This is a genomic window from Methylobacterium sp. A54F, from assembly GCF_053346035.1.
This window is the reverse complement of record NZ_JBKFBF010000005.1, coordinates 246696-269951: the sequence shown is the minus strand read 5'-3', so window position 1 is coordinate 269951 and position 23256 is coordinate 246696. Positions and strand designations below refer to the sequence as shown.

25 protein-coding genes are annotated in these 23256 nt (G+C 73.5%); 13 read left to right on the top strand and 12 right to left on the bottom strand.

The genetic code is table 11. The features are described 5' to 3' along the window. Nucleotides 1–3: 3 nt before the first annotated feature. Nucleotides 4–1050, bottom strand: coding sequence for a polysaccharide deacetylase family protein (locus ACLBXP_RS10905; protein ID WP_447667670.1), 1047 nt, complete (start codon nt 1048–1050; stop codon nt 4–6). Nucleotides 1051–1207: 157 nt separating this feature from the next. Between ACLBXP_RS10905 and ACLBXP_RS10900 the strand changes: the two genes are divergently transcribed. After that, nucleotides 1208–2398: a GNAT family N-acetyltransferase gene (locus ACLBXP_RS10900; protein ID WP_447667669.1), complete on the top strand. Its 1191-nt coding sequence runs from the start codon at nt 1208–1210 to the stop codon at nt 2396–2398. 40 nt (nt 2399–2438) lie between these two features. On the opposite strand, the gene ACLBXP_RS10895 is transcribed toward ACLBXP_RS10900, so the two are convergent. Then, complete coding sequence (locus ACLBXP_RS10895; RefSeq protein WP_447667668.1) at nt 2439–4697, bottom strand: Wzz/FepE/Etk N-terminal domain-containing protein; 2259 nt, start codon at nt 4695–4697, stop codon at nt 2439–2441. 201 nt (nt 4698–4898) lie between these two features. Here ACLBXP_RS10895 and ACLBXP_RS10890 point away from each other — a divergent pair, with 201 nt between their 5' ends. The 4 genes from ACLBXP_RS10890 to ACLBXP_RS10875 all read left to right on the top strand — a co-directional run bounded on the left by ACLBXP_RS10890 (nt 4899) and on the right by ACLBXP_RS10875 (nt 9282). Further along, nucleotides 4899–5471 carry a polysaccharide biosynthesis/export family protein gene (locus tag ACLBXP_RS10890; RefSeq protein ID WP_447667667.1) on the top strand — a complete coding sequence of 191 codons (573 nt, stop codon included), beginning with the start codon at nt 4899–4901 and terminating at the stop codon, nt 5469–5471. 295 nt (nt 5472–5766) lie between these two features. Further along, the gene (locus tag ACLBXP_RS10885; protein WP_447667738.1) at nt 5767–6963 is read left to right on the top strand and encodes a glycosyltransferase family 4 protein; all 1197 of its coding nucleotides are present in this window, start codon (nt 5767–5769) and stop codon (nt 6961–6963) included. 126 nt (nt 6964–7089) lie between these two features. After that, nucleotides 7090–7488 (top strand): MAPEG family protein, encoded by a 399-nt coding sequence (locus ACLBXP_RS10880; protein WP_447667666.1) that lies wholly within the window; start codon nt 7090–7092, stop codon nt 7486–7488. A gap of 288 nt (nt 7489–7776) precedes the next feature. Continuing rightward, a complete protein-coding gene (locus ACLBXP_RS10875; RefSeq protein WP_447667665.1) occupies nt 7777–9282 on the top strand; it encodes an undecaprenyl-phosphate glucose phosphotransferase in 1506 nt (501 codons plus the stop codon). Between the two features lie 103 nt (nt 9283–9385). Here the strand turns inward: ACLBXP_RS10875 and ACLBXP_RS10870 are convergent, their stop codons facing one another. From ACLBXP_RS10870 to ACLBXP_RS10835, 8 genes are all read right to left on the bottom strand, one after another. After that, entirely contained in the window at nt 9386–9745 is a 360-nt protein-coding gene (locus ACLBXP_RS10870; RefSeq protein ID WP_447667664.1) for a hypothetical protein, read from the bottom strand. Nucleotides 9746–9892: 147 nt separating this feature from the next. Continuing rightward, on the bottom strand, nt 9893–10525 hold the full coding sequence (locus ACLBXP_RS10865; RefSeq protein ID WP_447667663.1) for a hypothetical protein: 633 nt from the start codon (nt 10523–10525) through the stop codon (nt 9893–9895). Continuing rightward, nucleotides 10522–11442 (bottom strand): ABC transporter permease, encoded by a 921-nt coding sequence (locus tag ACLBXP_RS10860; RefSeq protein ID WP_447667662.1) that lies wholly within the window; start codon nt 11440–11442, stop codon nt 10522–10524. The genes ACLBXP_RS10865 and ACLBXP_RS10860 overlap by 4 nt, the downstream gene beginning before the upstream one ends. A gap of 42 nt (nt 11443–11484) precedes the next feature. Next, nucleotides 11485–12228, bottom strand: a complete 744-nt coding sequence (locus tag ACLBXP_RS10855; protein ID WP_447667661.1) for an ABC transporter ATP-binding protein — start codon at nt 12226–12228, stop codon at nt 11485–11487. Beyond that, nucleotides 12225–12533, bottom strand: a complete 309-nt coding sequence (locus tag ACLBXP_RS10850) for a hypothetical protein (RefSeq protein ID WP_447667660.1) — start codon at nt 12531–12533, stop codon at nt 12225–12227. The genes ACLBXP_RS10855 and ACLBXP_RS10850 overlap by 4 nt, the downstream gene beginning before the upstream one ends. Next, nucleotides 12533–12967, bottom strand: a complete 435-nt coding sequence (locus tag ACLBXP_RS10845) for a hypothetical protein (protein ID WP_447667659.1) — start codon at nt 12965–12967, stop codon at nt 12533–12535. Before ACLBXP_RS10845 ends, ACLBXP_RS10850 begins: the two co-directional genes overlap by 1 nt. A gap of 51 nt (nt 12968–13018) precedes the next feature. Next, nucleotides 13019–14005, bottom strand: a complete 987-nt coding sequence (locus ACLBXP_RS10840; RefSeq protein WP_447667737.1) for a YVTN family beta-propeller repeat protein — start codon at nt 14003–14005, stop codon at nt 13019–13021. Between the two features lie 170 nt (nt 14006–14175). Continuing rightward, nucleotides 14176–15420, bottom strand: coding sequence for an ABC transporter substrate-binding protein (locus ACLBXP_RS10835; protein WP_447667658.1), 1245 nt, complete (start codon nt 15418–15420; stop codon nt 14176–14178). A 198-nt stretch (nt 15421–15618) separates the two neighbouring features. Between ACLBXP_RS10835 and ACLBXP_RS10830 the strand changes: the two genes are divergently transcribed. From ACLBXP_RS10830 to ACLBXP_RS10800, 7 genes are read left to right on the top strand one after another with little or no spacing between them, the layout of a single operon-like run. Beyond that, complete coding sequence (locus tag ACLBXP_RS10830; protein ID WP_447667657.1) at nt 15619–16146, top strand: DUF3280 domain-containing protein; 528 nt, start codon at nt 15619–15621, stop codon at nt 16144–16146. A 47-nt stretch (nt 16147–16193) separates the two neighbouring features. Next, nucleotides 16194–16916: a (5-formylfuran-3-yl)methyl phosphate synthase gene (locus ACLBXP_RS10825; RefSeq protein ID WP_447667656.1), complete on the top strand. Its 723-nt coding sequence runs from the start codon at nt 16194–16196 to the stop codon at nt 16914–16916. Beyond that, nucleotides 16913–17476, top strand: a complete 564-nt coding sequence (locus tag ACLBXP_RS10820) for an amino acid kinase family protein (RefSeq protein WP_447667655.1) — start codon at nt 16913–16915, stop codon at nt 17474–17476. The genes ACLBXP_RS10825 and ACLBXP_RS10820 overlap by 4 nt, the downstream gene beginning before the upstream one ends. Continuing rightward, nucleotides 17473–19056 carry a DUF6513 domain-containing protein gene (locus ACLBXP_RS10815; RefSeq protein ID WP_447667654.1) on the top strand — a complete coding sequence of 528 codons (1584 nt, stop codon included), beginning with the start codon at nt 17473–17475 and terminating at the stop codon, nt 19054–19056. Before ACLBXP_RS10820 ends, ACLBXP_RS10815 begins: the two co-directional genes overlap by 4 nt. Before the next feature lie 5 nt (nt 19057–19061). Then, on the top strand, nt 19062–19661 hold the full coding sequence (locus ACLBXP_RS10810) for a DUF447 domain-containing protein (RefSeq protein ID WP_447667653.1): 600 nt from the start codon (nt 19062–19064) through the stop codon (nt 19659–19661). 24 nt (nt 19662–19685) lie between these two features. Beyond that, nucleotides 19686–20219, top strand: a complete 534-nt coding sequence (locus ACLBXP_RS10805; protein WP_447667652.1) for an SRPBCC family protein — start codon at nt 19686–19688, stop codon at nt 20217–20219. Between the two features lie 2 nt (nt 20220–20221). Further along, nucleotides 20222–21220, top strand: coding sequence for a YncE family protein (locus ACLBXP_RS10800; RefSeq protein WP_447667736.1), 999 nt, complete (start codon nt 20222–20224; stop codon nt 21218–21220). A gap of 2 nt (nt 21221–21222) precedes the next feature. Here ACLBXP_RS10800 and ACLBXP_RS10795 read toward each other — a convergent pair whose 3' ends face one another. Together ACLBXP_RS10795 and ACLBXP_RS10790 are read right to left on the bottom strand one after the other, a co-directional pair. Further along, the gene (locus ACLBXP_RS10795) at nt 21223–21423 is read right to left on the bottom strand and encodes a hypothetical protein (protein ID WP_447667651.1); all 201 of its coding nucleotides are present in this window, start codon (nt 21421–21423) and stop codon (nt 21223–21225) included. Further along, a complete protein-coding gene (locus ACLBXP_RS10790; RefSeq protein ID WP_447667650.1) occupies nt 21420–22484 on the bottom strand; it encodes a hydantoinase/oxoprolinase family protein in 1065 nt (354 codons plus the stop codon). Before ACLBXP_RS10790 ends, ACLBXP_RS10795 begins: the two co-directional genes overlap by 4 nt. Nucleotides 22485–22522: 38 nt before the next feature. Between ACLBXP_RS10790 and ACLBXP_RS10785 the strand changes: the two genes are divergently transcribed. After that, nucleotides 22523–23218 (top strand): HisA/HisF-related TIM barrel protein, encoded by a 696-nt coding sequence (locus ACLBXP_RS10785; protein ID WP_447667649.1) that lies wholly within the window; start codon nt 22523–22525, stop codon nt 23216–23218. The last annotated feature ends 38 nt before the right edge of the window (nt 23219–23256 follow it).

The following is a 23256-nucleotide window of genomic DNA, read 5'->3' as shown; positions in this document are numbered from 1 at the left end:
GCCTCACTCGACATTGACGCGCCGGCCGCGGTTCCAGGCCAGGAACGGCACGCCCGAGAGGAGGCCCGCCAGGGCCGCCTCGGTCTGGTGGCAGCCGTTCACGGAGACCCGCGGCAGAGCGTGCAGGTGGCCGGCATGCGCGCCGAAGAGATGGCCGGGCCGGGTCGTCACCGCCGTCGCGAAGCCGAGCGTGCGGGCGAGGGCGAACTCGCGGGGGCCCGCCGAGCTCGGATCCCCCACCGGGTAGGACAGGTGGCGCACGGGCCGCCCGAGCTCGGCCGCGATGCGGGCGCGGCTCGCCGTCACTTCGCGGGCGACGGTGTCGGGATCGTGCTTGGCCAGCATCGGATGCGAGCAGGTATGCGCCCCGATCGTCACGGCAGGATCGCGGGCGAGCGTGCGCAGGTCGTCCCAGGAGAGGCAAAGCTCGGCCGCCAAGCCCCCGGGGGCGAAGCTGGCCGCCCGGCAGAGCGCGGCGATCCCGTCGAGAAGCCGATCCTCCGGGCCGGCGCGCAAGGCCCGATAGAGGATCTCGAAGGCGCGCGCCTTCTCGGCCGGGCTGCGGGCCGGCAGCTCCAGCGGGCCGAGGCTTACCCGGTCGAGGCGTGCCACCGCCCGCTCCAGCTCGATCCACCAAAGGCGGCCCCGGCCCCCGGCGAAGTCGCTCGCCACGAACAGCGTCCAGGGCGCGCCGTGGCGGGCGAGCACTGGGGCGGCGTGCTCCGCATTGTCGCGGTAGCCGTCGTCGAAGGTCAGGGCCGCGAAGGGGCGCTCCGCATCCCCCGCAAGGCGCGCCGGCACCGCATCGAGGCCGACGAGATCGAAGCCTCGGGCGCGCAGCTGCGTCAGCGTCCGGTCGAGGAAGGCCGGGGTGATGGCCAGGAGCCGGTTCGGCGCGAAGGCGCCCGGCGGCTCCGGCGTGACGTGGTGGAAGGTGAGGATCAGCCCCCGGCCCCGCGCGGCCGGTGCGAGCCAGCGGTCGGCCCCGGTGGCCCGGACGAGGCCGAAACCTGCACCGAACAGGCGGTGGCGATTGGCGGAGGACAGCATGGCGGCCCGCTCCCTGAACTCATGGGTAGCCGTAATCCCCTCCCTCACAAGGTTTCGTTACCCACGGCCGAAGACGGACCCGTCCCGTACACGGGCGCTTAGGGCAGCCCCGGGCAACCTCCCCGCCGATTGGACGCGGACGGGCAGGGAGGCGGGGATGGCCGCATTGGTTCAGGAGGTCCCGATGGCCGGAATGGCGCAGGCGCGGACCCGTAGCGGCCTCAGCGCGGAGATCTTCTCCGCGCTGGCGGCGGCGGAAGTCCTCTGGCGGAGCATCGAGGCCGAGCCGGGCTGCCTCGGCAGCCCCTACCAGCGCTTCGACTGGGTGGCGGCGTTCGTCCGCTCCGGCAGCGCGCGCGGCGACCTCCGGATCGTGGTGCTGCGCGACCCCGCCGGCCGTCCGCGGATGCTGCTGCCCCTGGTGGTGGCGCGCCAGGGCGGGGTGCGGGTCGCTCGGGTCGTCGGCGGCACCCATGCGAACTACCATCTCCCCCTGTTCGCCTCGCGGGAGGCCGCGGCGCTCCCCGCCGCTGCGATCGCGGAGGCGCTCGCGCAGGCGGGCCGGGCCGCCGGGATCGACGTCTTCCACCTCGCCCACCAGCCGGTGGCCTGGGACGGTGCCGTGAACCCCCTCGCGCTCGGGGGCGAGCCGGCCGCCAGCAACGGCTACGGCCTGATGCTCGGCCCGGACCCGGACGCGACGCTGCGCCGGGCCTTCAGCGCGGATGCCCGCAAGAAGCTGCGCACCAAGGAGAAGCGCCTCGCGGAGGCGGTGGGGCCCCTCGCCTACCGGCGGGCCGAGACGCGCGAGGAGGCCGAGCGAATCCTGGCGGGCTTCTACGCCCACAAGGCCGCGCGCTTCGCGAGCCTCGGCGTCGGCGATCCCTACGCGGGCGCGCCCATCCGCCATTTCCTCGCCGCGGCGACGGCCGGGGACGCGCCGGCCGTGGAGCTCCACGCCCTGGTGGTCCGCGAGGACGGCCGGGTGCTGGCGAGCTTCGGCGGCGCGGTCGACGGCGGCCGCTACAGCGGCATGTTCACGGCCTTCGACGGCGACCCGGCCATCGCCCGGTTCAGCCCGGGCGATCTGCTCCTGCACCACCTCGTGGCCGAGCAGACCGCCCGGGGCCGGCAAGCCCTCGACCTCGGGGTCGGGGAGGCCCGCTACAAGGCGAGCGTCTGCGACGAGACCATCGCGCTGGTCGACGCGATCCTGCCCGTCACCCTGCGCGGCCACGCCTTCGGGCTCGCCGCGCGCCTGCGCACGCGCCTCAAGCGACGCGTCAAGGGTAGCCGGCGCCTACGTGGGCTCGTGCAACGCCTGCGGATGCTGCGCGTGCGGGGGTGAGGACTTGGCGGCCGAGGCCGGCGGCGCCGCAACCTGCTGGTCACGCCGCCGAGCGGCGCAGCGGCAGTGCGTCGGCGTCGGGCGCGGTGTGGTGATCCTGGGCGACAAGCACCTGGCCGGTGCCCGCGCGCTCGACCAGCCCGTAGAGGGCGACGAGGGCTGGATCGTCTGCGGCCGCGTTCGTGGCGATCACGACGCTGTCGACGTGGGACGCCGCCAGGGCCAGGAGGTCGTGGTCGGTGCCGGCCCGCAGGCGGCAGACCACCCAGGCGTAGGCCTCCGCCATGGCATCGACCGCGATGCCCAGCGCCTGGCTCTCGCCGAACAGCACGTCGGTCTCGACGAGACCGGTGGAGACCCGGTGGAGGCGTGAGCCCCGCGCCGCGCGGATCACCTCGGGGAAGTCCGCCTCGCCGGCGACGAGGTCCGTGAGGCCCGGCTCGTCGTCGAGGGGGCCGTCGAGGTCAACCAGGAGCGCGCCGCCGCGGGCCGCGAGGGCCTCGGCGAGGCTCGTCACGAAATCCTGCCCGCCCCGCGGTGCCGCGGTCTCGACAATCAGGAGGGTGGTGCCGGCATTGCGGCGGGGCGCCTCCCCGAGGCGGGCGATCAGCGGGTCGAGGTCGAAGCCGGGCGCCGGACGGGGCGCCGGCGGGGCGGCGGGCGAAGCCTCGGGCCGGGACTCCGCCGCGGTGGCAGTCGCCTCGGTCTGCGCGTCCGCGATCGGCCTGCGATAGGCGGCCATCGCGGTGAGGTTGTTCTCGTAGGTGAAGCCCGCCATCCGGGCCCAGGCGTTCGGGGGAGCCGCCTCCGGGAAGGCGAACACCCGGCGCTCCGGGAGCGGCTGAGCCGCGCCCTCGTCCGGCACGGGGCCGAGGCGGGGCTCGACCCGGTCCGGGCGCGGGGGCTCCGCGAGGAGGTGGCGGCCGAGGACCGCGCCGGCCGAGAGGAGCAGCGCCACGAGCGTCGCGAAGGCGATCGTCGGCACCTTCTTGGGGAAGGACGGCGTCTCGGGCGTCACCGCGCGGGAGACGATGCGGGCATCGGCCGGGGCCGCGCCCTCGGCGTCGCGCGCCGCAGCCTCGCGGAAGCGCGAGAGGTAGGATTCGAGCTGGTCGCGCTGCACCCGCGCCTCGCGCTCCAGCGCGCGGAGCTGGATCTCGCTCGTGTTGCCCTTGGCGACGACGTCGCTCTGCCCGTCCACTGCCGCCTGCAGGCTGTCCACGCGGGCGCCCGCGATCTTGGCGTCGTTGTCCAGGGTCCGCACGATGCGCTCGGCCGCGGCCTTGATCTGCTGGTCGAGGTCGGAGACCTGCGCGGTCAGCTCCTTGATGCGCGGATGCGCGGGCAGCAGCGTGCGCGACTCCAGGGCGAGCTGCGCCTTGAGGGCGATGCGGCTCTCGACCGTGCGGCGGATCAGGTCGTTGTTGGCGACCTCGCCGATCTCGAAGGCGCGCCCGTCCTTGATCATTTCCTTGATGGCCTTCACCCGGCCGGCGAGGTCCGCCCGGAGGGTGCGGGCCTGCGAGAGCTGGCTCGACAGCTCGCCGAGCTGCTGGCCGGTGAGGGGCTGGCTCGGGCTGCCGCCGATCAGCCCGTGCTTGGCCCGGAACGTCTCGACCCGGGCCTCGGCCTCGGCCACGCGCTTGCGCAGGCCCTCGATGTTGCCGCCGAGCCAAGTCGAGGCGTAGCGCGCCGTGTCGGTCTTCGCGGTCTCCAGCGAGGCGAGGTAGAGCTCGGAGACGGTGTTGGCGCCCTGCGCGGCGAGCTCCGGGTCGCGGGAGCGGAACTCCACGGTGAGGATGCGCGACTTGCCCGCGGGGTAGACGAGGAGCCGCTCGAAGTAGCTCTCCAGCACCCGGTCCTCGGCCGGGCGGTCGAGGGGGTTGCGCCCCAGGCCGAGCATCATCAGCACGCGCTTGGCCGGGCCGGGCTCGCCGGCGCTCGGGTCGAATTCCGGGTTGCCGACGAGCTTGAGCCGGCGGATCGCCTCCCGCGCGAGGTCGCGCGACATCGCCACCTGGACCTGGCTCGCCACGGCCTGCTCGTCGATCGGCGCGGCCTGCTCGCCGCGCTCGGCCGCCGTCCGCGTGAAGGCGGCCTCCCGGCTCTCCAGCAACACCTTGGCCTCGCCGGTGTAGCGAGGGGGCACGACCTGCACGAAGGCGACCGCCGCGGCCCCCGCCAGCACCGTCGGCACGGCGATCCAGGCCCAGGAGCGGCGCAGCACGGCCAGCATCTGCGGGAGGGCGAGACCCTCGCTCGCGCGCTCGGCGACGGGGCTTTGACCGATACGGGACATGGGCGGGTCTTCACGCAGGGCCGTTCGACACCCGGACAGTTGACCGGTGGCCGAGGGTCGGCATTGCGGGCAGTAAATCCCGTTAAGGTTGCCTGAGCGTTAAGATCCCGCGTCCCGGGGCCGGTCCGATGCGGGACGTCAGCTTTCCTTAACCATATCGCCCTACCCGTGGACGCTCAGGCCAACACGGCGGCAGTGGTGATGAACCGGCGCGCACTCCTCCTCGCACTCACGTCGAGCCTCGCCCTCGGGGGCTGCCTGCGTCCCGATTTCCGGACCGCCGCCCTCGACGCCACCGGCACCGGTTCGATCGGTGCCCGCTACACGCTCGCGGCCGGCGACCGGCTGCGCGTGATCGTGTTCGGCCAGGACAACCTCTCGAACATCTACGCGGTGGACGGGGCCGGCCGCATCGCCATGCCGCTGATCGGCACGGTGGGCATCGGCGGCCAGACCACGGGCGAGGCCGCTCGCACCATCGAGGCCAAGCTCGCGGCCGGCTACGTGCGGGAGCCGCACGTCACCGTCGAGGTCGACGCCTACCGCCCCTTCTACATCCTCGGCGAGGTCACGACGTCGGGCCAGTACCCCTTCGTCAACGGCATGACGGTGGAGACCGCGGTGGCGATCGCGGCGGGCTTCGGCCCGCGCGCCGCCCGCGACTATGCGGTGCTCACCCGCGAGACCAAGGGCAACATGGTCTCCGGCATCGTGCCGATGACCTACCCGGTGCGCCCGGGCGACACCATCGTGGTCAAGGAGCGCTTCTTCTGAGGAGCCCGGCGGAGGCGGGCCGGTCCCGCGGCTCAGCCTTGTCGGAATCGCGTTAGCCCGCCGCTTACCCTCCGGCCGCAAAGACCGGCCCGCGGGCCGCGCCGGGCGCGCGCCTTAACCTCGCACGCACCCCGCCCCCGGAAGAGTGGCGCCATGCCCGCCCGACGGGTGACGGCCGGCCCGCGAGGTCGCCGCCCCGCCGGTTCGCCCGGAGGATTGCGCCGTGACCACTCGACCCTCGATCCTCGCCAGCACGGACGGCGCGGCCGTCGACGTCGGCGCGCGCGGCGCGCGCATCAGTCCGTTCGAGGCCGCCCCGCCCCACCGGATCCTGCACGTCTTCCGGGCCCCGGTCGGCGGCCTGTTCCGGCACGTCGTCGACCTCGCCCGCCTGCAGGCGGCGGCCGGCCACGAGGTCGGGATCGTCTGCGACGCCCTCACGGGCGGCGAGCGGGCCGAGCAGGCGCTTGCGGCGCTCGCGCCCGTCCTCGCCCTCGGGGTCACGCGGCTGCCGATGCGGCGCAACCCGCATCCGACCGACCTCGCGGCCCTGCGGGCCACCGCCCGGCGGGCCGAGGCGGTGGGGGCCGACGTGCTGCACGGCCACGGGGCCAAGGGCGGCGTCTACGCCCGCTTCGCACCGGTCCGGACCGGCGGGCGCCCCGTGGTGCGCGCCTACACCCCGCACGGCGGCTCCTACAACTACCAGCCCGGCTCGCTGCTCCACCGGGTCTACATGGGCGCCGAGGCGGTGCTGGCGCGCCGCACCGACGTCTTCCTCTTCGAGAGCGCCTACGTGGCCGGGCGCCATCGCGCCTACGTGGGCATGGAAGGGCGGATCAGCCGCATCGTTCACAACGGCCTCTCGGCGGCCGAGTTCGAGCCGGTGGCCGAGGCGCCCGACGCCTTCGACCTGCTCTACGTCGGTGAGCTGCGCGAGGCCAAGGGCCTGCCGGTCCTGCTCGAGACCCTCGCGCACCTGCACGCTGCCGGACGACCGCTACGCCTCCTGATGGTCGGCTCCGGCCCCGACGCGGAGGCGCTGCGCCTGCGCGCGGCGGCGCTCGGGCTCGCGGAGGCCGTGGCCTTCGAGCCCGCCCAGCCGATCCGGCCGGTGCTGGCCCGGGGGCGCATCATGGTGGTGCCATCACTGGCCGAGTCCCTGCCCTACGTGGTGCTTGAGGCGGCCGCAGCCGCCCGCCCCCTGGTCGCCACGGATGTCGGCGGCATCCCGGAGATCTTCGGCGCGGCCGCGAGCGACCTCGTTCCGCCCCGCGACGCCCTCGCCCTCAAGGACGCGATCCTGCGGCTCCTCGACGAGCGGCCCGAGGCCCTGAAGGACCGCTTCGAGGCCCTCAGCGCCTCCGTGCGGCGCAACTTCTCCATGGACCGGATGGGCGCCAACGTCCTGTCCGGCTACGCCGCCGCGTTCCGGGCCCGGGCGCGGGCCGCGGAGCCCCGCGCGGCCGGGCTGCCCGGCACGGCGCGCTGAGGCGCCGTTCACGACCACGTCATCCCGCGCCGCGGAACGGGCCTGCGGCGCGCCCTGTTGTGCGCGGGAGCGCGGCGACCCGGGGGTCCCCGCACCCCGCGCAAGCCCTTCGGAGACGGCCCGCCCATGATCTTCCCGGCGACCACCGCGTTCTACGCGGCGCTGCTCGCGCTCCTCTACGTCGGCCTCGCCGGCTGGGTGGTGGCCGGCCGCCTCTCGGGCGACGTCCTTCACGGCGACGGCGACGACCCGGACCTTCAGAAGCGCATCCGGGCCCACGGGAATTTCGGCGAGTACGTGCCCTTCGCGCTCCTGCTCGTCGCCCTCTTGGAGGCGGGCGGCGGCGGCCGCGGGCTGGTCCAGGGCCTCCTCCTCGTCCTCCTCGTCGCCCGCCTCGCCCACCCGTTCGGCATGCTCGCGCCGAAGAATTCCCCGCGCCAGTTCGCCTGTCGCGGCGGCGGCATCCTGGCGACCTTCGGGGTGATGATCGTGGCGGCGATCGCCCTGCTGCTGCGGGCCGGCTGAGGACCCAACGGTGGAGCGGCCCGAGGCAGCGATCTGAACCGGCGCGATGCTCGCCTCGCGCTGCCGTCTGTGCCTCGCCGGCCGTGCCGGAGGCCACGGCACCCGATCCGCAGGCTCCGTGCCGAACCCGCGCACGAATGAGCGTTTCGAGTCTTGGTTGTCCCCACAAACCAAAGACCAGAGGCTTCCGCGCGGCGATCGTGCCTCGGCCTTAAGGTTTCGCACAACGCAAATTGCGAGAGTGGCTCGCGCGGCACGAGGGGGCCGCATCCTGCCCGGAAGCGGTCCATGAGTGCGTTCGACGTCAGAGACCTTCTCAAGGCGGCGGGGGAGCCCGACCCCGGCGCCGGGGCGCTGCCCCTCGCCCGCCCTGCCTCGCCCGCGGCTGCCGCGATCTCGCCGGTGGTGCTGGCCGGAGCCGTGCGGATGGGGGAGTTCGCGCTCATCGTCGGCGTCGGCCTGGTGATGCACCAGGTCCGCCTGCGCGGCGTCGTGCCCTTCGGCCTTCCCTACCTCGCCGCCATCCTCGCGGTGGCGGGCGCCGCCGTCGGTCTGTTCCAGTCGGCGGGCACCTACCGGATCGGCGCCTTCCGGGCCTTCTACCGGACGGCCCTCAAGATCACGGCGGGCTGGATCCTGGCCTTCCTCAGCGTCGCCGCCCTGATGGTGCTGGCCAAGATCTCCGATGCCTACTCGCGGGTCTGGCTCGCCAGCACCTTCACGGGCGGCCTCGCGCTGCTGCTCGCCGGCCGCTTCGCGCTGGCCCAATTCATCGCCGCCGAGACCCGCAAGGGGCGCTTCGACCGGCGCACCGCCATCGTCGGCGGCGGGCCGATCGCCGAGGAGCTGATCGCGGCCCTCGAGAAGGAGAGCGACACGGGCATCCGCGTGGTCGGCGTCTTCGACGACCGCAACGACGAGCGCTCGGCCGAATCGGTCGCGGGGCATCCCAAGCTCGGCAGCGTCAGCGACCTCGTCGGCTACGCCCGCTCGACCCGCCTCGACCTGATCATCTTCACCCTGCCGATCTCGGCCGAGGCCCGCATCCTGCAGATGCTCGCCAAGCTCTGGGTGCTGCCCATCGACATCCGCCTCTCGGCCCACGCGACGAAGCTGCGCCTGCGCCCGCGCGCCTATTCCTACCTGGGCGCCGTGCCGGTGCTCGACGTGTTCGACAAGCCGATCGCCGACTGGGACGTGGTGGTGAAGGGCGTGTTCGACCGGGTCGTGGGGGCGCTCCTGCTCGTCGCCCTCTCGCCGGTGATGCTCTGCGTGGCGCTCGCCGTCCGCCTGACGTCGCGGGGGCCGGTGCTGTTCCGCCAGAAGCGGCACGGCTTCAACAACGAGGTGATCGAGGTCCTGAAGTTCCGCTCCATGTTCGTCGACCAGTGCGATGCCGCCGCGGCCCGGCAGGTGACGAAGGGCGACCCCCGCGTCACGCCGGTCGGGCGCTTCATCCGCAAGACGTCCCTCGACGAGCTGCCCCAGCTCGTCAACGTCCTGAAGGGCGACCTCTCCCTGGTGGGCCCCCGCCCCCACGCGGTGCAGGCGAAGGCCGCCAACACCCTCTACGATCAGGTCGTCGACGGCTACTTCGCGCGCCACAAGGTCAAGCCCGGCATAACCGGCTGGGCCCAGATCAACGGCTGGCGCGGCGAGACCGACACCAGCGAGAAGATCCAGCGGCGCGTCGAGCACGACCTCCACTACATCGAGAACTGGTCCGTCCTGTTCGACCTGCAGATCCTCGTGACGACGCCCTTCGCCCTCCTGAAGACCGAGAACGCCTACTGAGGCTGCGGCTTCCGGCCCCGATTACGCGGGAAGGCCCCGCTCCTCGGCGAGGAGCGGGGCCTTCCCGTTCGAGCGTCCCGTTCGAGCGTCCTGGCGGCTCGGCCTACGGCAGGGCGCCGGCCTTCTCCTTGGCCTTCAGGATGGTGTCGCGGCAGGCGTCGGCGTTGCCGGCCTGATCCTCCTGACGGGCCTTCTGGACGAGGGACTTCGCCTCGGCGACGCCGCCCGCGGTGGCGGTGGTGGACGGATCGCTCGGCTTGCCGGCCGGCGGCTTGTCGAGGGCCTTCTCGGAGTTCGAGGAGGTCGCACCGCCCGGCGGCTCCTTGCCCGTCACCTTCTCGGCGCCCGCGCTGTTCAGGCGCCGCTCCAGCGTCGAGATCTCGTCGGCGCAGGGCGTGGCGAGGGCCGGGCCCGCGACGACCACGAGGGCCAGCGTGGCGGGCAGCAGGTACGAGAACCGCATCAGGTGTGTCTCCCGGATTGTTGGCTCCCGGGCATCGTCCGATGCCGGCCCGGGAGGGATCGGGGAGGTAACACCCCTGCCGGGGGCGAGTTCGGATCGGGGGTTGAGGCGAGAGGCCGCACGCAACCGAGGCGTGCGGATGGGGGATCAGAGCCGCGCCTGGATCCTGCGGGCGATCTCGCCGAGGCGCTGCTCCAGGAGCTGGGGCACCTCGCAGACGTAGGTCAGGGACTGCTTGCGCTCGTCGAAGATGCGCCGGTCCCAGGCGAAGCGGGTCTCCAGCTCCGACTGCTCCTTGGGGAGCTCGCGGGCATCCGCGCCGGTCGGCGCGTCCTTGGTCTCGCTGATCTTGTCGGCCTCCTCGCGGATGCGCTCGGCCATCCGGCGCTGACCCTGGGCGTAGCGGCCGATGCCGCTCATCACCTTGTCGCGCTCGCCGTTGATGACCTCGAAGACGCCCGCGTAGACGTGGGTCAGGCCCTTGGCCTTGCCCTCAGGCCCGACCTTGGCGACGTACGCGTCGAGGAGGCCGTCCACGTCCTTCAGCTCGGTGCGGCGCGATGCGATCTTCTGGGCGAGCACCGCCGCATCGGTGTCGTCGCCCCAGGGGCCTGCGGCCTCGATGTCGGGCCCGGTCCAGAACTGGCCGGCACTGAGATTCGGAACCTTGCGCTGGACGCAGGGCCAGTCCGGGTCGATCCGGGGCTGGGCCGCGGCCGGCACCACGGCCAGGAAGCCGAGGGCGAGCACGCCGAGGCTGGGGAGGAGGTGTCGGGTCATGCGGTGTCTCCGGCCGGTCCGCCCCGCCGGGCCATGATGCCGCGGCCCGGATCGTAGGCGATCACGGCAAGGGTGAAGAAGGCGAGCGTCGTCCCGATCACCACCGCGCAGGCCAGGGGCTCGAACTGCCCGTAGAGGGCGAAGCGGACGAGCTGCACCGCGTGGGTGAAGGGGTTGAGCTCGCAGATCCAGTAGAGCGTCTCGCTCGATTCCCGGATCCGCCAGAGCGGATATAGGGCGGAACTGGCAAAGAACATCGGGAAGATCACGAAGTTCATCACGCTCGCGAAGTTCTCGAGCTGCCGCACCAGCGAGGACAGGAACAGGCCGATCGCGCCGAGCATCAGGCCGGAGGCCAGGAACGCCGGCAGCGCCGCGACGTAGCCGATCGTCGGGATGTCGGTCTCCCAGAAGTAGGCCACCGCCAGGAAGGTGTAGGCCTGGACGATCGAGACCGTGACGCCGGCGATCAGCTTGGCCAGCAGCAGCAGCCAGCGCGGATAGGGCGAGGTCAGCAGCACCTTCATCGAGCCGACCTCGCGGTCGTAGACCATCGAGAGGGACGATTGCATGCCGTTGAAGAGCTGGATCATCACGGCGAGCCCCGGCACCACGTAGACCTCGTAGAGCACGTAGGTCTGGTAGGGCGGCTCGATCGAGACGCCGAGGGTGTTGCGGAAGCCCGCCGCGAAGATGAACAGCCAGACGAGGGGCCGCACCAGGGCGGAGAAGAACCGCTCTTTCTGGTTGAAGAAGCGCAGGAGCTCCCGCCGGACGATGCCGCCGAGGCAGATCAGGTAGCCCAGCGCGTCGAGGCGGCCGAGATGGCTCGCGCCGCGCTCGGCCCGGCCGGTGGTCGCACCGGCGCCGGCCTGTGCCGCTCGGTCCTGCGCGGCGGTGGGGACGGGCGTGCTCATCGGGGCATCTCGCGGGGCTCGGCTTCGGGCATCGTTGCGGTCTCAGGCGGCCTTCGGCTCCGCGACGAGGCGCCGGAAGGCGGCCTCCAGGGATTCGTCGGCCGCGCCGATCGTCCCGGCCCGGCCCCGCGCGACGATCCGGCCGCGATGCAGCACGACGGCGTCGTCGCCCGGCTCGATCTCCTCGAAGATATGCGTCGCCCAGAGCACCGACAGCCCCTCCTCCCGCACGAGCGCCCGGACGATGGCGACGATGTCGGCGCGGGATTCGAGGTCGAGTCCCACAGTCGGCTCGTCGAGGAGCAGGAGGCTCGGGCGGTGGACCAGGGAGCGGGCGATCTCGATGCGGCGCGACTGCCCGCCGGACAGGGTGCGGACCTTCTCGCCTCGCCGGTCGCTCAGGCCCACCCGGTCGAGCAGCGTCGCGATCCGGGCCTTGGCGGCGCCCCGGGCGATGCCGTGCAGGCTCGCGTGGTAGAGGAGGTTCTGCTCGACGGTGAGGTCGGTGTCGAGGGTGCGGGCCTGGAACACCACGCCGAGGCGGGCGAGCGCCCGCGACGGCTCCCGGTCGAGGGGATGCCCGAAGATCGCGACCCGGCCCTCCTGGTTGGCGTAGAGGCGGGTGACCACCGAGAACAGGGTGGTCTTGCCGGCGCCGTTCGGGCCGAGGAGCGCCATGAAGCGCCCCCGCTCGACGGTGATCGAGACGTCGGTCAGGGCCGCGCGCGCGCCGAAGCGGTGGCCGACCCCGAGGACGGCGAGGGCCGGAGCCTCGGCCGCGCTCACCGGCCGAGCGCCCGCTTGGCGTCGCCCACCGCGTCGAGGCACTCGTCGAACTCGCCCTCGCCCTGCTCGCGCTCCGCGACCCGCAAGGCCTTCTTGAGCTTGGGCTGGGCGGCCTCGGGGGGCGCCTTGGCGAGGGCCTCGCGGATCATCGCGATCCCCTCCGCGCAGGCGGCCTTGTCGTCGGCCCTGGCGGGGGCCGTAAGGAGCGGGGCCGCGAGGAGGGCCGCGAGGAGGGCGGCGGGGGCCGCCGCGGCGGTTGCGCGCCGCCGGACGGCCGGGCGGCCGGGTTCGTGGAGAGCCTGCATCACTTCACCGTCAGCGTTCCGGTCATGCCCTTGGACTCCAGTCCGCGGGCCTCCCACTTGTACGCGCCGGGCTTGATCGCGACGAACTCGATGGCGATCTCGCCGGGATCGTCGAATTCGAGGTGGTCGGGCGGCCCGCTGCCGTGGATCTCGAGGTGGTTGATCACGATCTGGTTGAGCCAGATGTAGCGGAAGAACTCGGGCGCGTAGAATTTGTATTCCTGCCGCCCCTTGGCGACGATGCGCAGCCGGTAGGCCTTTCCGGCCTCCAGCTCGATGTCCTTGTTCTCCACGACGAAGTCGTTGCCCTCCTCGTTGCCAAGCACGAGGTCCGGCAGGTTCTGCCGCTTCTTGGTCAGGTCGAGCCCGAGGGCCGGGCCCGCCGCGACGAGGCCCGCGAGGCCGAGCGCCGCGAGCCGGATGGTACGCATCATCGTCGAGTGTCCTCCCTGAGCCGCCTCTGACGGGCGTGCCGGCATCCGTTCCTATTGCGGCGAGACCGCCACGCCCCAGGGCAGCAGGCCCACGGGGATGCTCTTGACCACCTTGCCGGCCTCGACGTCGATCACCGAGACGTCGTTGGAGGTGCCGTTCGTCGTGAACAGCATCTTCTGGTCCGGCGTGAAGGCGAGCTGCCAGACGCGCTGGCCCACGGGCAGGTACTTCTCGACCTCAAAGCTCTTCGCGTCGATCACCGCCACGCGGTTGGCCGGGCCGAGGGCCACGAAGGCCTTGGTGCCGTCCTTGGTGATGCGGATGCCGACGGGCTGGATCGCCTCGTCGTTCACGCTGGGGATCTTGAAGGCAATCTTCTTGACGACCCGGCGGGTCGCCACGTCGATGACGCTCACCGTGCCGCCGACCTCGGCCGAGACCCAGAGGAACTTCCCGTCCGCCGTGAACTCAGCGAAGCGCGGGCGCGCGTCGACCAGCACGTTGTCGATCACCTGGAAGGTCTTGGTGTCGATGAAGTGGGCCATGTTGGTGGTCTCGGAGGTGTTGACGAGCACCGTCCCGTCCGGGGACAGGCCCATGCCCTCCGGCTCGACGCCGACGGGAACCTCCGCCAAGACCTTGTTCTTCTCGATGTCGATGACGGTGACCTGGCTGTCGTCCTCGTTGGCGACGTAGAGGGGGTTGCCGGTCCGGTCGAGGATGAACTGCTCCGGGTCGGGGCCGGAGCGGAGCGAGCGCACCACCTTGCCGGTGGCGGTGTCGAGCACGTCGATGCGGTCGTCGTCGCTTGCGCAGACGAAGACCTCCTTGCCGTCCCGGCTGACGGTGATGCCGCGGGGGCGCCGGCCGACCTTCCAGGTGCCCGTCACCGCGAGGGTCGCGGTGTCGATCACGCTGACCGAGTTGCCCTTCTCGTTCGAGACGTAGACCGTGTAGGCCCGCGCCTCGCCCGATCCGGCGACGAGGCAGGCGGCGAGCGCCGCCGTCCCGAGACCGGTCCTCAGGCCTGCTCTCACGCAGCCGATCATTCCTGTCCTCCCGTCTGTGCCGGCGCTGCCGCCGACGGCCGTGCCTTGTCCGGCAGGGCTCGCCGGCGGCGCGTTGCGGCGCGGAGTGTAGTGCGTTCGCGCCCCGTGGCGAGGCCGGCGGCCCCGCGGGCGCCCATCACGATTGACGCAGGACCCGCTCACTTCAGCTTGCAGATGGTCTCGGGCAGGTCCGTCCCGAGGGTGTCCAGCGGCGTGCGCTGGTGCAGGTAGCCCTGCTCGGGCGCCACGGAGACCAGGGCCTTCGGCTGCACCACGATAAGGGGCTGGCGCATCTGGTGGTCCCAGGGGCGGAAGCTCAGGGAGACGCCCTTGTAGGCCGGCAGGCTGAAGGCGGGGTCCGACAGGAAGGGGCCGATCACCGCCGGGTCGGCGGTCTTCCGCGCGGTCGCGGCGTCCCCCACGGTGCGGATCGCGGCCCAGACCTGGTAGTCGAGGGGCCGCATCAGCCGGCCGGCGAGGCGCCGGAAGCGGTTCTGGGCCTGCGCGGCGCCCCAGGTCTCCAGCACCGGCGCCCATGTGGTCGCCACGAGGGCCTGCGTGCCCGCCACGGGCCGCGGATCGACCGTGCGGTAGGGCACGTAGTCGCCCCAGTCGCTCTCCTCGTCGGCGACGACCGCCACGTCGTAGTCGAGGCCGCGGGTGAACACCATCGCCTCCGCGCGGGTCGGCGTGTCGCCCCGCGCCCGGGCCAGGGGCCCGAAGGTCCAGGGCTTCTCGGCGGTGATCTTCAGGGCGAACTTCCGCGCCGAGTTCCGCCAGGCCTCCGCGTAGAGCTTGTCGGCCTCGGTCGGCCCGACGATCAGGAAGATCTTCCGCCAGCGCATGAAGGTGAAGTACTGCGCCAGCGCATCCGTCTGCATCGCCCGGCTCGGCAGGATGTGGAACACGTTCGCGCGACAATCCGCGCCCCGCAGCCGGTCGTCGGGCGCGGCGGTGTTGAAGACGACCGCGCCCTCGCCCTTCACGGCGTCGGACACCGCCAGGACCTCGTCGGCCGGGAGCGCCAGCACGAGGTAGCGGATCCCCTTGGCGACGAGGCCCTTCGCGGCCTCGACGGCGCCCGGCCTGCCCTCGGCGAGCGCCACCTCGTCCAGCGCGTAGGTCTGCTTCGTGAAGCGGCCGGTGGTGTTGTTGTCGGCAATCCCCATCCGGGCGCCCGCGAGCCCCTCGTCCTCGGGCACCGCCTCGGCGTCGTAGGAGGCCGGCGCGGCCTGGGGCCGGTAGATCAGGCCGATCCGCGTCTCGGAGGCGGCCGGTGCGGCCGGGGGCGTCTCCTGCGCCCTCGGCTCCTGCGCCGAGACGCTCGGCGGATAGGCCGCTGCCCCCGCGAGGGCGGCGAGCATCGGGAGGGCGTGGCGGAGGGCTCGTGCAGGATGATGCATGCGGGCGGCACGCTAACAACATCCGCGCAGCGCGCTCAACGCCTGAAAGATGAGGAAATCCTAAGCGTCCCCCGCCGCGTAAGCGCTTCGGACAGCCCGGCGCATTGCCAAATTCGCCCGTCGCACGACCTAACGGGGCGTGCGTCCGGCCCGGCGCGGACACTCGGGCACGGCCGCCGCCATCAGGGAGATCCGTCCATGCTCCGACGCCTGCCGGCGCGCGCCGCCCTCCTCGCCCTCGCGGGCCTCCTTTCGCCTTTGCCGAGCGGAGCGTGGGCCGCCGAGACCGCTGCCGTGTTCCCCGTGGAGTTCTCCGACCCCGGCGTGGTCGGCGGACGCAAGCCGCGGCCCGACGAGGCGCGGCGCCTCGCCCTCGTCACGGAGGAGCTGCGCACGTCCCTCAAGGCGAGCGGCGGCCTCGAACCCGTGGACACCGGGCCGCAGGCGAGCGAGATCGCCAAGCAGGCGCCCCTGTTCAAGTGCGAGGGCTGCGCGGCCGGCATCGCGAAGACGCTGGGTGCGGATCTCGCCGTGACGGGCTATGTGGAGCGCGGCTCGAACCAGCTCCTGAACCTCAACGTCACCATCGCGGATGCCGGAACCGGCAAGGTGGTGCGGGGCGGGCAGGTGGTGATCCGGGCCGACACCGACGACACCTGGGCCCACGCCATGCGTTGGGTGGTGAAGAACCGCCTGCTGGCCGAGCCCCTGCCGAACAAGTCCTGATCCGTCCGGGCGCCCCCGGCGCCCCCGCTCCGAAGTCTGTCGCGTCGATGCATCCCGTCCCGTCCGCCCCCGGCGCAAGGCCGCGCCTCCTCGTCAGCGTCCGCAGCTGCGACGAAGCCCGCGCGGCGCTGGCCGCCGGGGCCGACCTGATCGACGCCAAGGACCCGGACCGCGGCGCCCTCGGGGCGCTGGCCACGGACGTCGTGCGGGCCATCGTCGCGGCCATGGCCGGACGCGCGGTGACGAGCGCGGTGGCGGGCGAGCCCGCCGGCCCCGAGGCGATGGCGGAGACCGTTCGCGCCATGGCGGCGACGGGCGCCGGCTACGTCAAGGTCGCGGTCCGGCCGGGGGACCTCGCCCATCCGGGCCCCCTCGCGGCGGCCGCGGGGGCCGCGCCCGGCCGCCTCGTGGCGGTGCTGTTCGCCGAGGACGGCGCGGCGGCGCCCTCCGTGGCCCCCCTCGCGGCCGCGGGCTTCGCTGGCGCGATGATCGACACCCTGGGCAAGGACGGCCGGCGGCTCGGCGACTGGCTCGCGCCGGAGGCCCTCGAGGCCTTCACCGAGACCTGCGGCGCGCACGGCCTGCTCTCCGGCCTCGCCGGGTCGCTGCGCGTGGCCGACATCCCGGTCCTGTCCGGCCATGCGCCGGGCTATCTCGGTTTCCGCGGCGGGCTGTGCGAGGGCGGCGACCGCCGCCGCGCCCTCGATCCCGCCCGCATCCGCGCCGCGGTCGCCGCCCTGGCGGCCCTGCCCCGGGCGGACGCCGCATGAGCGGCCTCAGCGTCGTCAAGGTGGGCGGAAGCCTGCTCGCCGACCGGGCGGCCCTCGCCGACGTGCTGCGCGGCCTCGTCGAGGGCCGGGAGGGACCCTGCCTCGTCGTGCCGGGCGGCGGACCCTTCGCGGACGCCGTGCGGACGGCGCAGGCCGCGCTCGGACTGTCCGACGCCCTCGCCCACCGCCTCGCCCTCGACGCGATGGGGCGGACGGCCGAGGTCCTGCGCGCCGTCGAGCCGCGGCTCACGATCTGCGACGCCCCCGAGGCGCTGACCGCCTTTGCGCCCGTCCCGGTCTGGGATCCCCTGCTGTTGAAGGTTGGCCACCCCGAGATCCCCGAGACCTGGGACGTCACCTCGGACAGCCTCGCGCTCTGGCTCGCCGCGCGCCTCAAAGCGGCGCGCTGCCTCATCCTGAAATCCGCCGCGGTGCCTGTCGGCGCCGACCTCGCCGCCCTCGCCCGCCTCGGCCTCGTCGATGCCGCGGCGCCCGCCTTCGCGGCGCGCTTTCCCGGCGCGATCGAGATCCGCGGCCCCGCCGCGCGGGCCGCCGCGTGAGCGCCCCCGAGCACCTCGTCTTCGTGACCGGGCGCCTCGCCCGCGCGCGGCTCGAGAAGGTGGCGGCCGGGCTGCTGGCCGACCGCTTCGCCTGGAGCATCGCGGATGCGGGCGTGAAGGTCGCGGCGCTGATGACCGAGGAGATCATCCGGCGCCGCGTCGAGATCCCCGCGGGGGCGACCCGCATCATCCTGCCCGGGCGCTGCCGCGCGAACCCGGAGGCCCTCACCCGCCACTTCGGCGTGCCGGTGGAGCGGGGGCCCGACGAGATCGTCGACCTGCCGGCCTATCTGGGCCTCGCGGGGCGGCAGGTGGACCTGTCGCGCCACGACCTGCGCATCTTCTCCGAGATCGTGGACGCCTCGCGGATGACCCCGGAGGCGATCCTCGCGAAGGGCCTCGACCTCGCCCGCCGCGGGGCCGACGTGATCGACCTCGGCGGCCTGCCGGACACCGCCTTCCCGCACCTCGAGGACAGCGTGCGACTCCTCAAGGAGGCCGGCCTCAGCGTCAGCGTCGATTCCTTCTCCCTCGACGAGTTGCGCCGCGGCGCCCGGGCCGGCGCCGACTTCCTCCTCAGCCTCAACGAGGAGACCCTCGACCTCGCCTTCGAGACCGACGCATTGCCGGTCCTCGTACCGATGCGGCCCGACGACCTGCCCTCTCTCGACCGGGCGATCGAGCGGATGGAGCGGGCGGGCCGGCCCTACATGGCCGACCCGATCCTCGAGCCGATCCACTTCGGCTTCGTGGACTCGATCGCCCGCTACCGCGCGGTGCGCGAGCGCTACCCCGACATCGAGATGATGATGGGCACCGGCAACCTCACGGAGCTCACCGAGGCGGACAGCCTCGGCGTCACCGCGCTCCTCGTCGGCATGTGCTCGGAGCTCGCGATCCGCAACGTGCTCATCGTGCAGGTCTCGAACCACACCCGCCGCACGGTGGAGGAGCACGACGCCGCCCGCCGGGTGATGTTCGCCGCCAAGGCCGATGCGGCCCTGCCCAAGGGCTACGGCCGGGAACTCTTGGCACTTCACGACAAGCGCCCGTTCGTGCAGACACCCGACGAGGTCGCGGCCGCGGCCGCCGAGGTGCGGGACCCGAACTACCGCGTCGCGGTGGCCGAGGACGGCATCCACGTCTACAACCGCGACATCCACAGGGTCGGCACCGACGCGATGGCCTTCTTCCCGGACCTCAACGTGGCGAGCGACGGCGCCCACGCCTTCTACCTTGGGGCGGAACTGGCCCGGGCCGAGACGGCGTGGCGCCTCGGCAAGCGCTACGTCCAGGACGAGCCCCTGCGCTGGGGCGCGGCCGCCGAGGCCGAGGCCGAGGACACCACCGCCTTCAAGCAGGCCGGCCACACGCGGCACTCGGGTCCCGGCGGCCCGCCGCCCGGCACCCGCGACGCGCGAATTCCGGTGGAGGCCGACGCTGCGCCGCCCGAGACCGTGAGCGAGTCGCAGGCGCGGGCGGAGGTCGCGGGCCTCGCGGAGACGCCAGAGGAGCCGCAGGTGCCGGGTGCGCCCGGCCGCGTGGTCTGCGGCCGGTTCGTGCCGGACGCGGAAGGCTGAGCCGCGTGCCGCTGATCCTCGAGACCATCGTCACCACGCTCTCGCCCGCCGGAGACGTGCATCTCGTGCCCTTCGGGCTGATCCAGGAGGGCGAGGACTACGTGCTGGCGCCCTTCCGGCCCTCGCCCACCATCCTCAACCTCGACGCGAACCCGTTCTTCGCCGCCTCCTCGCCCCGCGACGTGCGGGTGATCGCGGGGGCGGTGACGGGCCGGCGCGACTGGGCGCTGGCGCCCTGCGACGTCATCCCGGGCCGGCGCCTCGCCGACAGCTTCGGCCATGGCGAGTTCGCGGTGGAGGCCGTGGAGGACGACGCCGTGCGCCCGCGCTACCGCGGGCGCCTCGTGCACCGCGCGGCCCACGCGCCCTTCATCGGCTACAACCGGGCGCAGGCCGCGGTGCTGGAGGCCGCGATCCTGTCGACGCGGCTCCACATGCTGCCGCCGGAGAAGATTCTGGACGAGATGCGCTATCTCGCCATCGCCGTATCCAAGACGGCCGGGCCGCGCGAGCGCGAGGCCTGGGACTGGATCGAGGACAAGGTCGCCGCCGCCCTCGGGCGGGAGGACCGCGTGCTCGCGAAGAACGACGCCTCGCCTGCCTGAGGCGGCGCCCAAGGAGGATTATTCATGCGATTCCTGACGCTTGCCACCGTGACGGCCTTCGCCGCGGTGTCGTTCTCTGCCCAGGCCCACGGGCCGACCCGCAAGAAGGTCGAGGAGACCGTCGAGATCAACGCGCCCGCCGACAAGGTCTGGGCGGTGATCGGCAACTTCCAGGACATGAGCTGGCTGCCGCCGGTGGAGAAGACCGAGGGCAAGGGCGGCAACGAGCCCGACAAGGCCACCCGCACCCTGACCCTGAAGGGCGGCGCCACGGTGGAGGAGGCTCTCTACAAGTACTCAGCCGAGAAGAAGAGCTACTCCTACCGGATCACCAAGGTCGACGTGAAGACCCTGCCGGTGAACGACTATTCCTCCACCCTCAAGGTCGAGGACGAGGGCGGCAAGTCGAAGGTCTCCTGGGACGGCGCCTTCTACCGCGGCTACATGAACAACGACCCGCCGCCCGAGCTGAACGACGAGGCCTCCCAGAAGGCGGTCCGCGGCCTCTACCGCACCGGCCTCGACGCCCTGAAGGCCAAGGTCGAGAAGGGCTCCTAGCCCTGTCGCCCTCCGGTCAGACCCAGGGAGGCCGGCCGGCGGCCGGCCTCCTCGCTGCCCTGCTCACCGCCCTGCTCGCAGGCCTCTTCGCCCTCCCGCTCGCCGGCTCGGCGCGGGCCGCCGAGGCCGTGGTGACGGTGCAGGGCGACAACGCGGTCGAACTCGTCGACACCGCCTCGGGCGCGGTGAGCGCGCGAATCCCGGTCCCGGGCTCGCCCGCCGGAATCGCCCTCTCGCCCGACCGCCGCACCGCCTACGTCACGCGGCCGGACGGGCCGGGCCTCGCGGTGATCGACCTCGACGCCCGCCGCGTGGTGCAGACCCTGGCGCTGCCCGGCGGCCCCCTCGGCATCGGCGTCGATCCCGCCCACGGCACCGTCTACGTGGCGGACTGGTACGCGAAGCGCGTCCTCGTGCTGAAGCCCGGACCCGACGGTCTCGTGCAGGACGGCGAGATCGCGGTCGGGGCCTCGCCCTCCGGGCTCGCCGTCACGCCCGACGGCGCGACGCTGCTCGTCGCCAACCGCGAGAGCAGCTCGGTTTCGGTGGTCGACGCGGCGAGCCGCCGCGAGGTCCGGGTGATTCCGGTGGGCGGGCACCCGTTCGGGCTCACCCTCGATGCCGCCGCGGGCCGCGCCTACACGGCCAACGTCCTCTCGAACGACGTCTCGGTGATCGACCTCGCCGCGGGCCGCGAGATCGGGCGCATCAAGGCCGGGGAGCGCCCCTACGTGGTGGCGCTGGCCGGCGCCCGGGGCTTCGTCACCAACCAGTACGCGGGCACCGTCACGGTGTTCGACCGGGCGAGCCTGCGGCCCGAGGCGACGATCGAGGTGGACGACCACCCCGAGGGCATCGCGGCGAGCGCGGACGGACGCACCCTCGTCGTGGCGAACTGGGGCTCGAACACCCTGAGCCTGATCGACGCCGGGAGCCTCAAGGTGGTGCGCACCCTGAAGACCGGCGACGGCCCCAGGGCCTTCGGGGACTTCCTGCGCTGATATCAGGCGGCCTGGGGCGGTTCGTCCGGGCTGTTGCCGGGGGGCGAGTTCAGGATGTCCTCCAGCTCGTCCACCAGCATGTCGACCTGCTCGGGGGTGGCGAGGACGCGCAGCGTCTCGCCGTCCTCCGCGGCGATGGCGAGCTCGATATGGGGGCCGACGCGGGTCGCGAGGATGCGGGCGAGGGGCTTCAGGGCGCTCATGCGGTCTCCGGGGTGGGACGGGATTGGTGGAGCAGCGCGACCGCGAGGGCCGGGCCGCAGGTCGAGGCCCAGTCGGGGCTGCCGGCGATGCGGCCGGCCAGCACGTCCGTGAAGGCGTGGCAGGGGCGCCCGAGGCGCAGGGCAAGCCGCTCCGCCAGGAAGGCGCCGGCGCCGCAGGCGATGAGCGGCGCGTCCGCGCCGAGGTCCGGGCGCGACAGGAGGATGGCGGCCGCTCCCTGCAGGCCGGCGAGCTGCGCCTCGGCGAAGTGGGCGGCGAGCGCCCGCCAGTCGGCGGCGTCGCCCTCGCCCCGGTCGCGCCCGATCATCCGCGCGAGGCGGGTCTCGCTCTCGGGCAGCGACTTGCCCTTGAGGTCGGGGCTGTGCTGCTGGTCGGCGCCCGCCGGCAGGTCGCCGGTGAGCCGGTAGACGTCCGCAGTGTTGGCGAAGGTCTCGGCCATCAGGCGGGTGCGCCGGCCCCGGAAGGGCGCGTGGTCGGTGAGCGCCAGGACCGGCGTGCGCACGACGCCGGTGTAGACGAGCTCCCCCGTCTCCAGCCGCTCCGCGTCGCTGTAGCCGAGGGCGGCGGGCCGGCCCGAAACGATCGGGATGAGGTCCGCCGTGGTCGAGCCGATGTCGACGAGGAGCGCGTCCGGGCGGTGCTGCCCGAGCAGCGCGGCGGTGGCGTGCCAGTTCGCGGAGGCGACGTCGGCGGCGGCCGCCCCGGCGGCGCCGGGGGGCACGAAGCCGCCGCGTCCCGCGTAGATCCGGACGGGGCCGTCGAGGTGCATGGCGGCCCAGCCCGCGAGCTGCGCCACGCCGTCCGCCCGGTCCGCGAAGCAGTCGGTCAGCTCGCCCGTCATGGTGACCGCGTGGTCCGCCGGCTCGCGGGCCCAGGCAGGCAGCTCGGCGAGGGTCCGGTCCAGGGCCGGCAGGCCCCGCCAAAGGGGGCACGGCGCCTGGATCACGGCGGTGACGCGGCCGTCCTCGACGAGGGCGGCCTTGACGTGCACCCCGCCGAGGTCCCAGCCGATGGTGCGGCGCGTCGATGCGGCTGAGGTCACGGGCGGGTCCGGCTTCGAGGTGTCAGGGAGACAGGACGATGGGCGGCTTCGAGATCATCCCGGTGCTCGACCTGCGCCACGGGCGCGTGGTGCGGGCGCGGGCGGGCGAGCGCCAGTCCTATGCCCCGATCGAGACGCCCTTGGCAAAGGGATCGGCACCGGCGGCCGTCGCGGCTGGCCTCGTCGCGGCGTTCCCCGCCCGCACCCTCTACGTGGCGGATCTCGACGCGATCATGGACGGCACGCCGCCGGACCTCGCCGCGCTCCGCGCCGTCGCCGAGGCCTGCCCGGGCACCGCCTTGTGGGTCGATGCGGGATTCGCGGAGGGCGGCGCCGTCGAGGCTTTCCTCGCGGCCGGACTCGGGGCGCCGGTGCTCGGCAGCGAGAGCCAGGCGGGCACGGACCTCGTCCGGCGGTTCTCCGACCGCAGCATCCTGTCGCTCGACAGCCGGGGCGAGGCGCGGCTCGGGCCGCCCGAGCTGCACGACGACCCGAGTCACTGGCCGGACGCGGTGATCGTGATGACGCTGGCGCGGATCGGGGCGGGCGACGGGCCGGACCTCGCGGGGATCGCGGCCGTGCGGGCGCGGGCGCCGCTGGCGCGGGTCTACGCGGCGGGCGGGGTGCGGGGGCCGGAGGACGTCGCCGCCCTGCGCGCCGCCGGGGCGGCCGGCGCGCTCGTCGCCTCCGCGCTGCACGACGGGCGCCTGCGGGCGTCGGACTGTGCCGGCTGAGGGGGCAGGGGACGAGGACACCACGAAAAAGGGTGGGG

Bases quoted from the DNA above. Each gene is read 5' to 3' on its own strand.
- ACLBXP_RS10905 (WP_447667670.1), bottom strand. From the start codon at position 1,050: ATGCTGTCCTCCGCCAATCGCCACCGCCTGTTCGGTGCAGGTTTCGGC.
- ACLBXP_RS10900 (WP_447667669.1), top strand. From the start codon at position 1,208: ATGGCCGCATTGGTTCAGGAGGTCCCGATGGCCGGAATGGCGCAGGCG.
- ACLBXP_RS10895 (WP_447667668.1), bottom strand. From the start codon at position 4,697: ATGTCCCGTATCGGTCAAAGCCCCGTCGCCGAGCGCGCGAGCGAGGGT.
- ACLBXP_RS10890 (WP_447667667.1), top strand. From the start codon at position 4,899: ATGAACCGGCGCGCACTCCTCCTCGCACTCACGTCGAGCCTCGCCCTC.
- ACLBXP_RS10880 (WP_447667666.1), top strand. From the start codon at position 7,090: ATGATCTTCCCGGCGACCACCGCGTTCTACGCGGCGCTGCTCGCGCTC.
- ACLBXP_RS10875 (WP_447667665.1), top strand. From the start codon at position 7,777: ATGAGTGCGTTCGACGTCAGAGACCTTCTCAAGGCGGCGGGGGAGCCC.
- ACLBXP_RS10870 (WP_447667664.1), bottom strand. From the start codon at position 9,745: ATGCGGTTCTCGTACCTGCTGCCCGCCACGCTGGCCCTCGTGGTCGTC.
- ACLBXP_RS10865 (WP_447667663.1), bottom strand. From the start codon at position 10,525: ATGACCCGACACCTCCTCCCCAGCCTCGGCGTGCTCGCCCTCGGCTTC.
- ACLBXP_RS10860 (WP_447667662.1), bottom strand. From the start codon at position 11,442: ATGAGCACGCCCGTCCCCACCGCCGCGCAGGACCGAGCGGCACAGGCC.
- ACLBXP_RS10850 (WP_447667660.1), bottom strand. From the start codon at position 12,533: ATGCAGGCTCTCCACGAACCCGGCCGCCCGGCCGTCCGGCGGCGCGCA.
- ACLBXP_RS10845 (WP_447667659.1), bottom strand. From the start codon at position 12,967: ATGATGCGTACCATCCGGCTCGCGGCGCTCGGCCTCGCGGGCCTCGTC.
- ACLBXP_RS10835 (WP_447667658.1), bottom strand. From the start codon at position 15,420: ATGCATCATCCTGCACGAGCCCTCCGCCACGCCCTCCCGATGCTCGCC.
- ACLBXP_RS10830 (WP_447667657.1), top strand. From the start codon at position 15,619: ATGCTCCGACGCCTGCCGGCGCGCGCCGCCCTCCTCGCCCTCGCGGGC.
- ACLBXP_RS10825 (WP_447667656.1), top strand. From the start codon at position 16,194: ATGCATCCCGTCCCGTCCGCCCCCGGCGCAAGGCCGCGCCTCCTCGTC.
- ACLBXP_RS10820 (WP_447667655.1), top strand. From the start codon at position 16,913: ATGAGCGGCCTCAGCGTCGTCAAGGTGGGCGGAAGCCTGCTCGCCGAC.
- ACLBXP_RS10805 (WP_447667652.1), top strand. From the start codon at position 19,686: ATGCGATTCCTGACGCTTGCCACCGTGACGGCCTTCGCCGCGGTGTCG.
- ACLBXP_RS10795 (WP_447667651.1), bottom strand. From the start codon at position 21,423: ATGAGCGCCCTGAAGCCCCTCGCCCGCATCCTCGCGACCCGCGTCGGC.
- ACLBXP_RS10785 (WP_447667649.1), top strand. From the start codon at position 22,523: ATGGGCGGCTTCGAGATCATCCCGGTGCTCGACCTGCGCCACGGGCGC.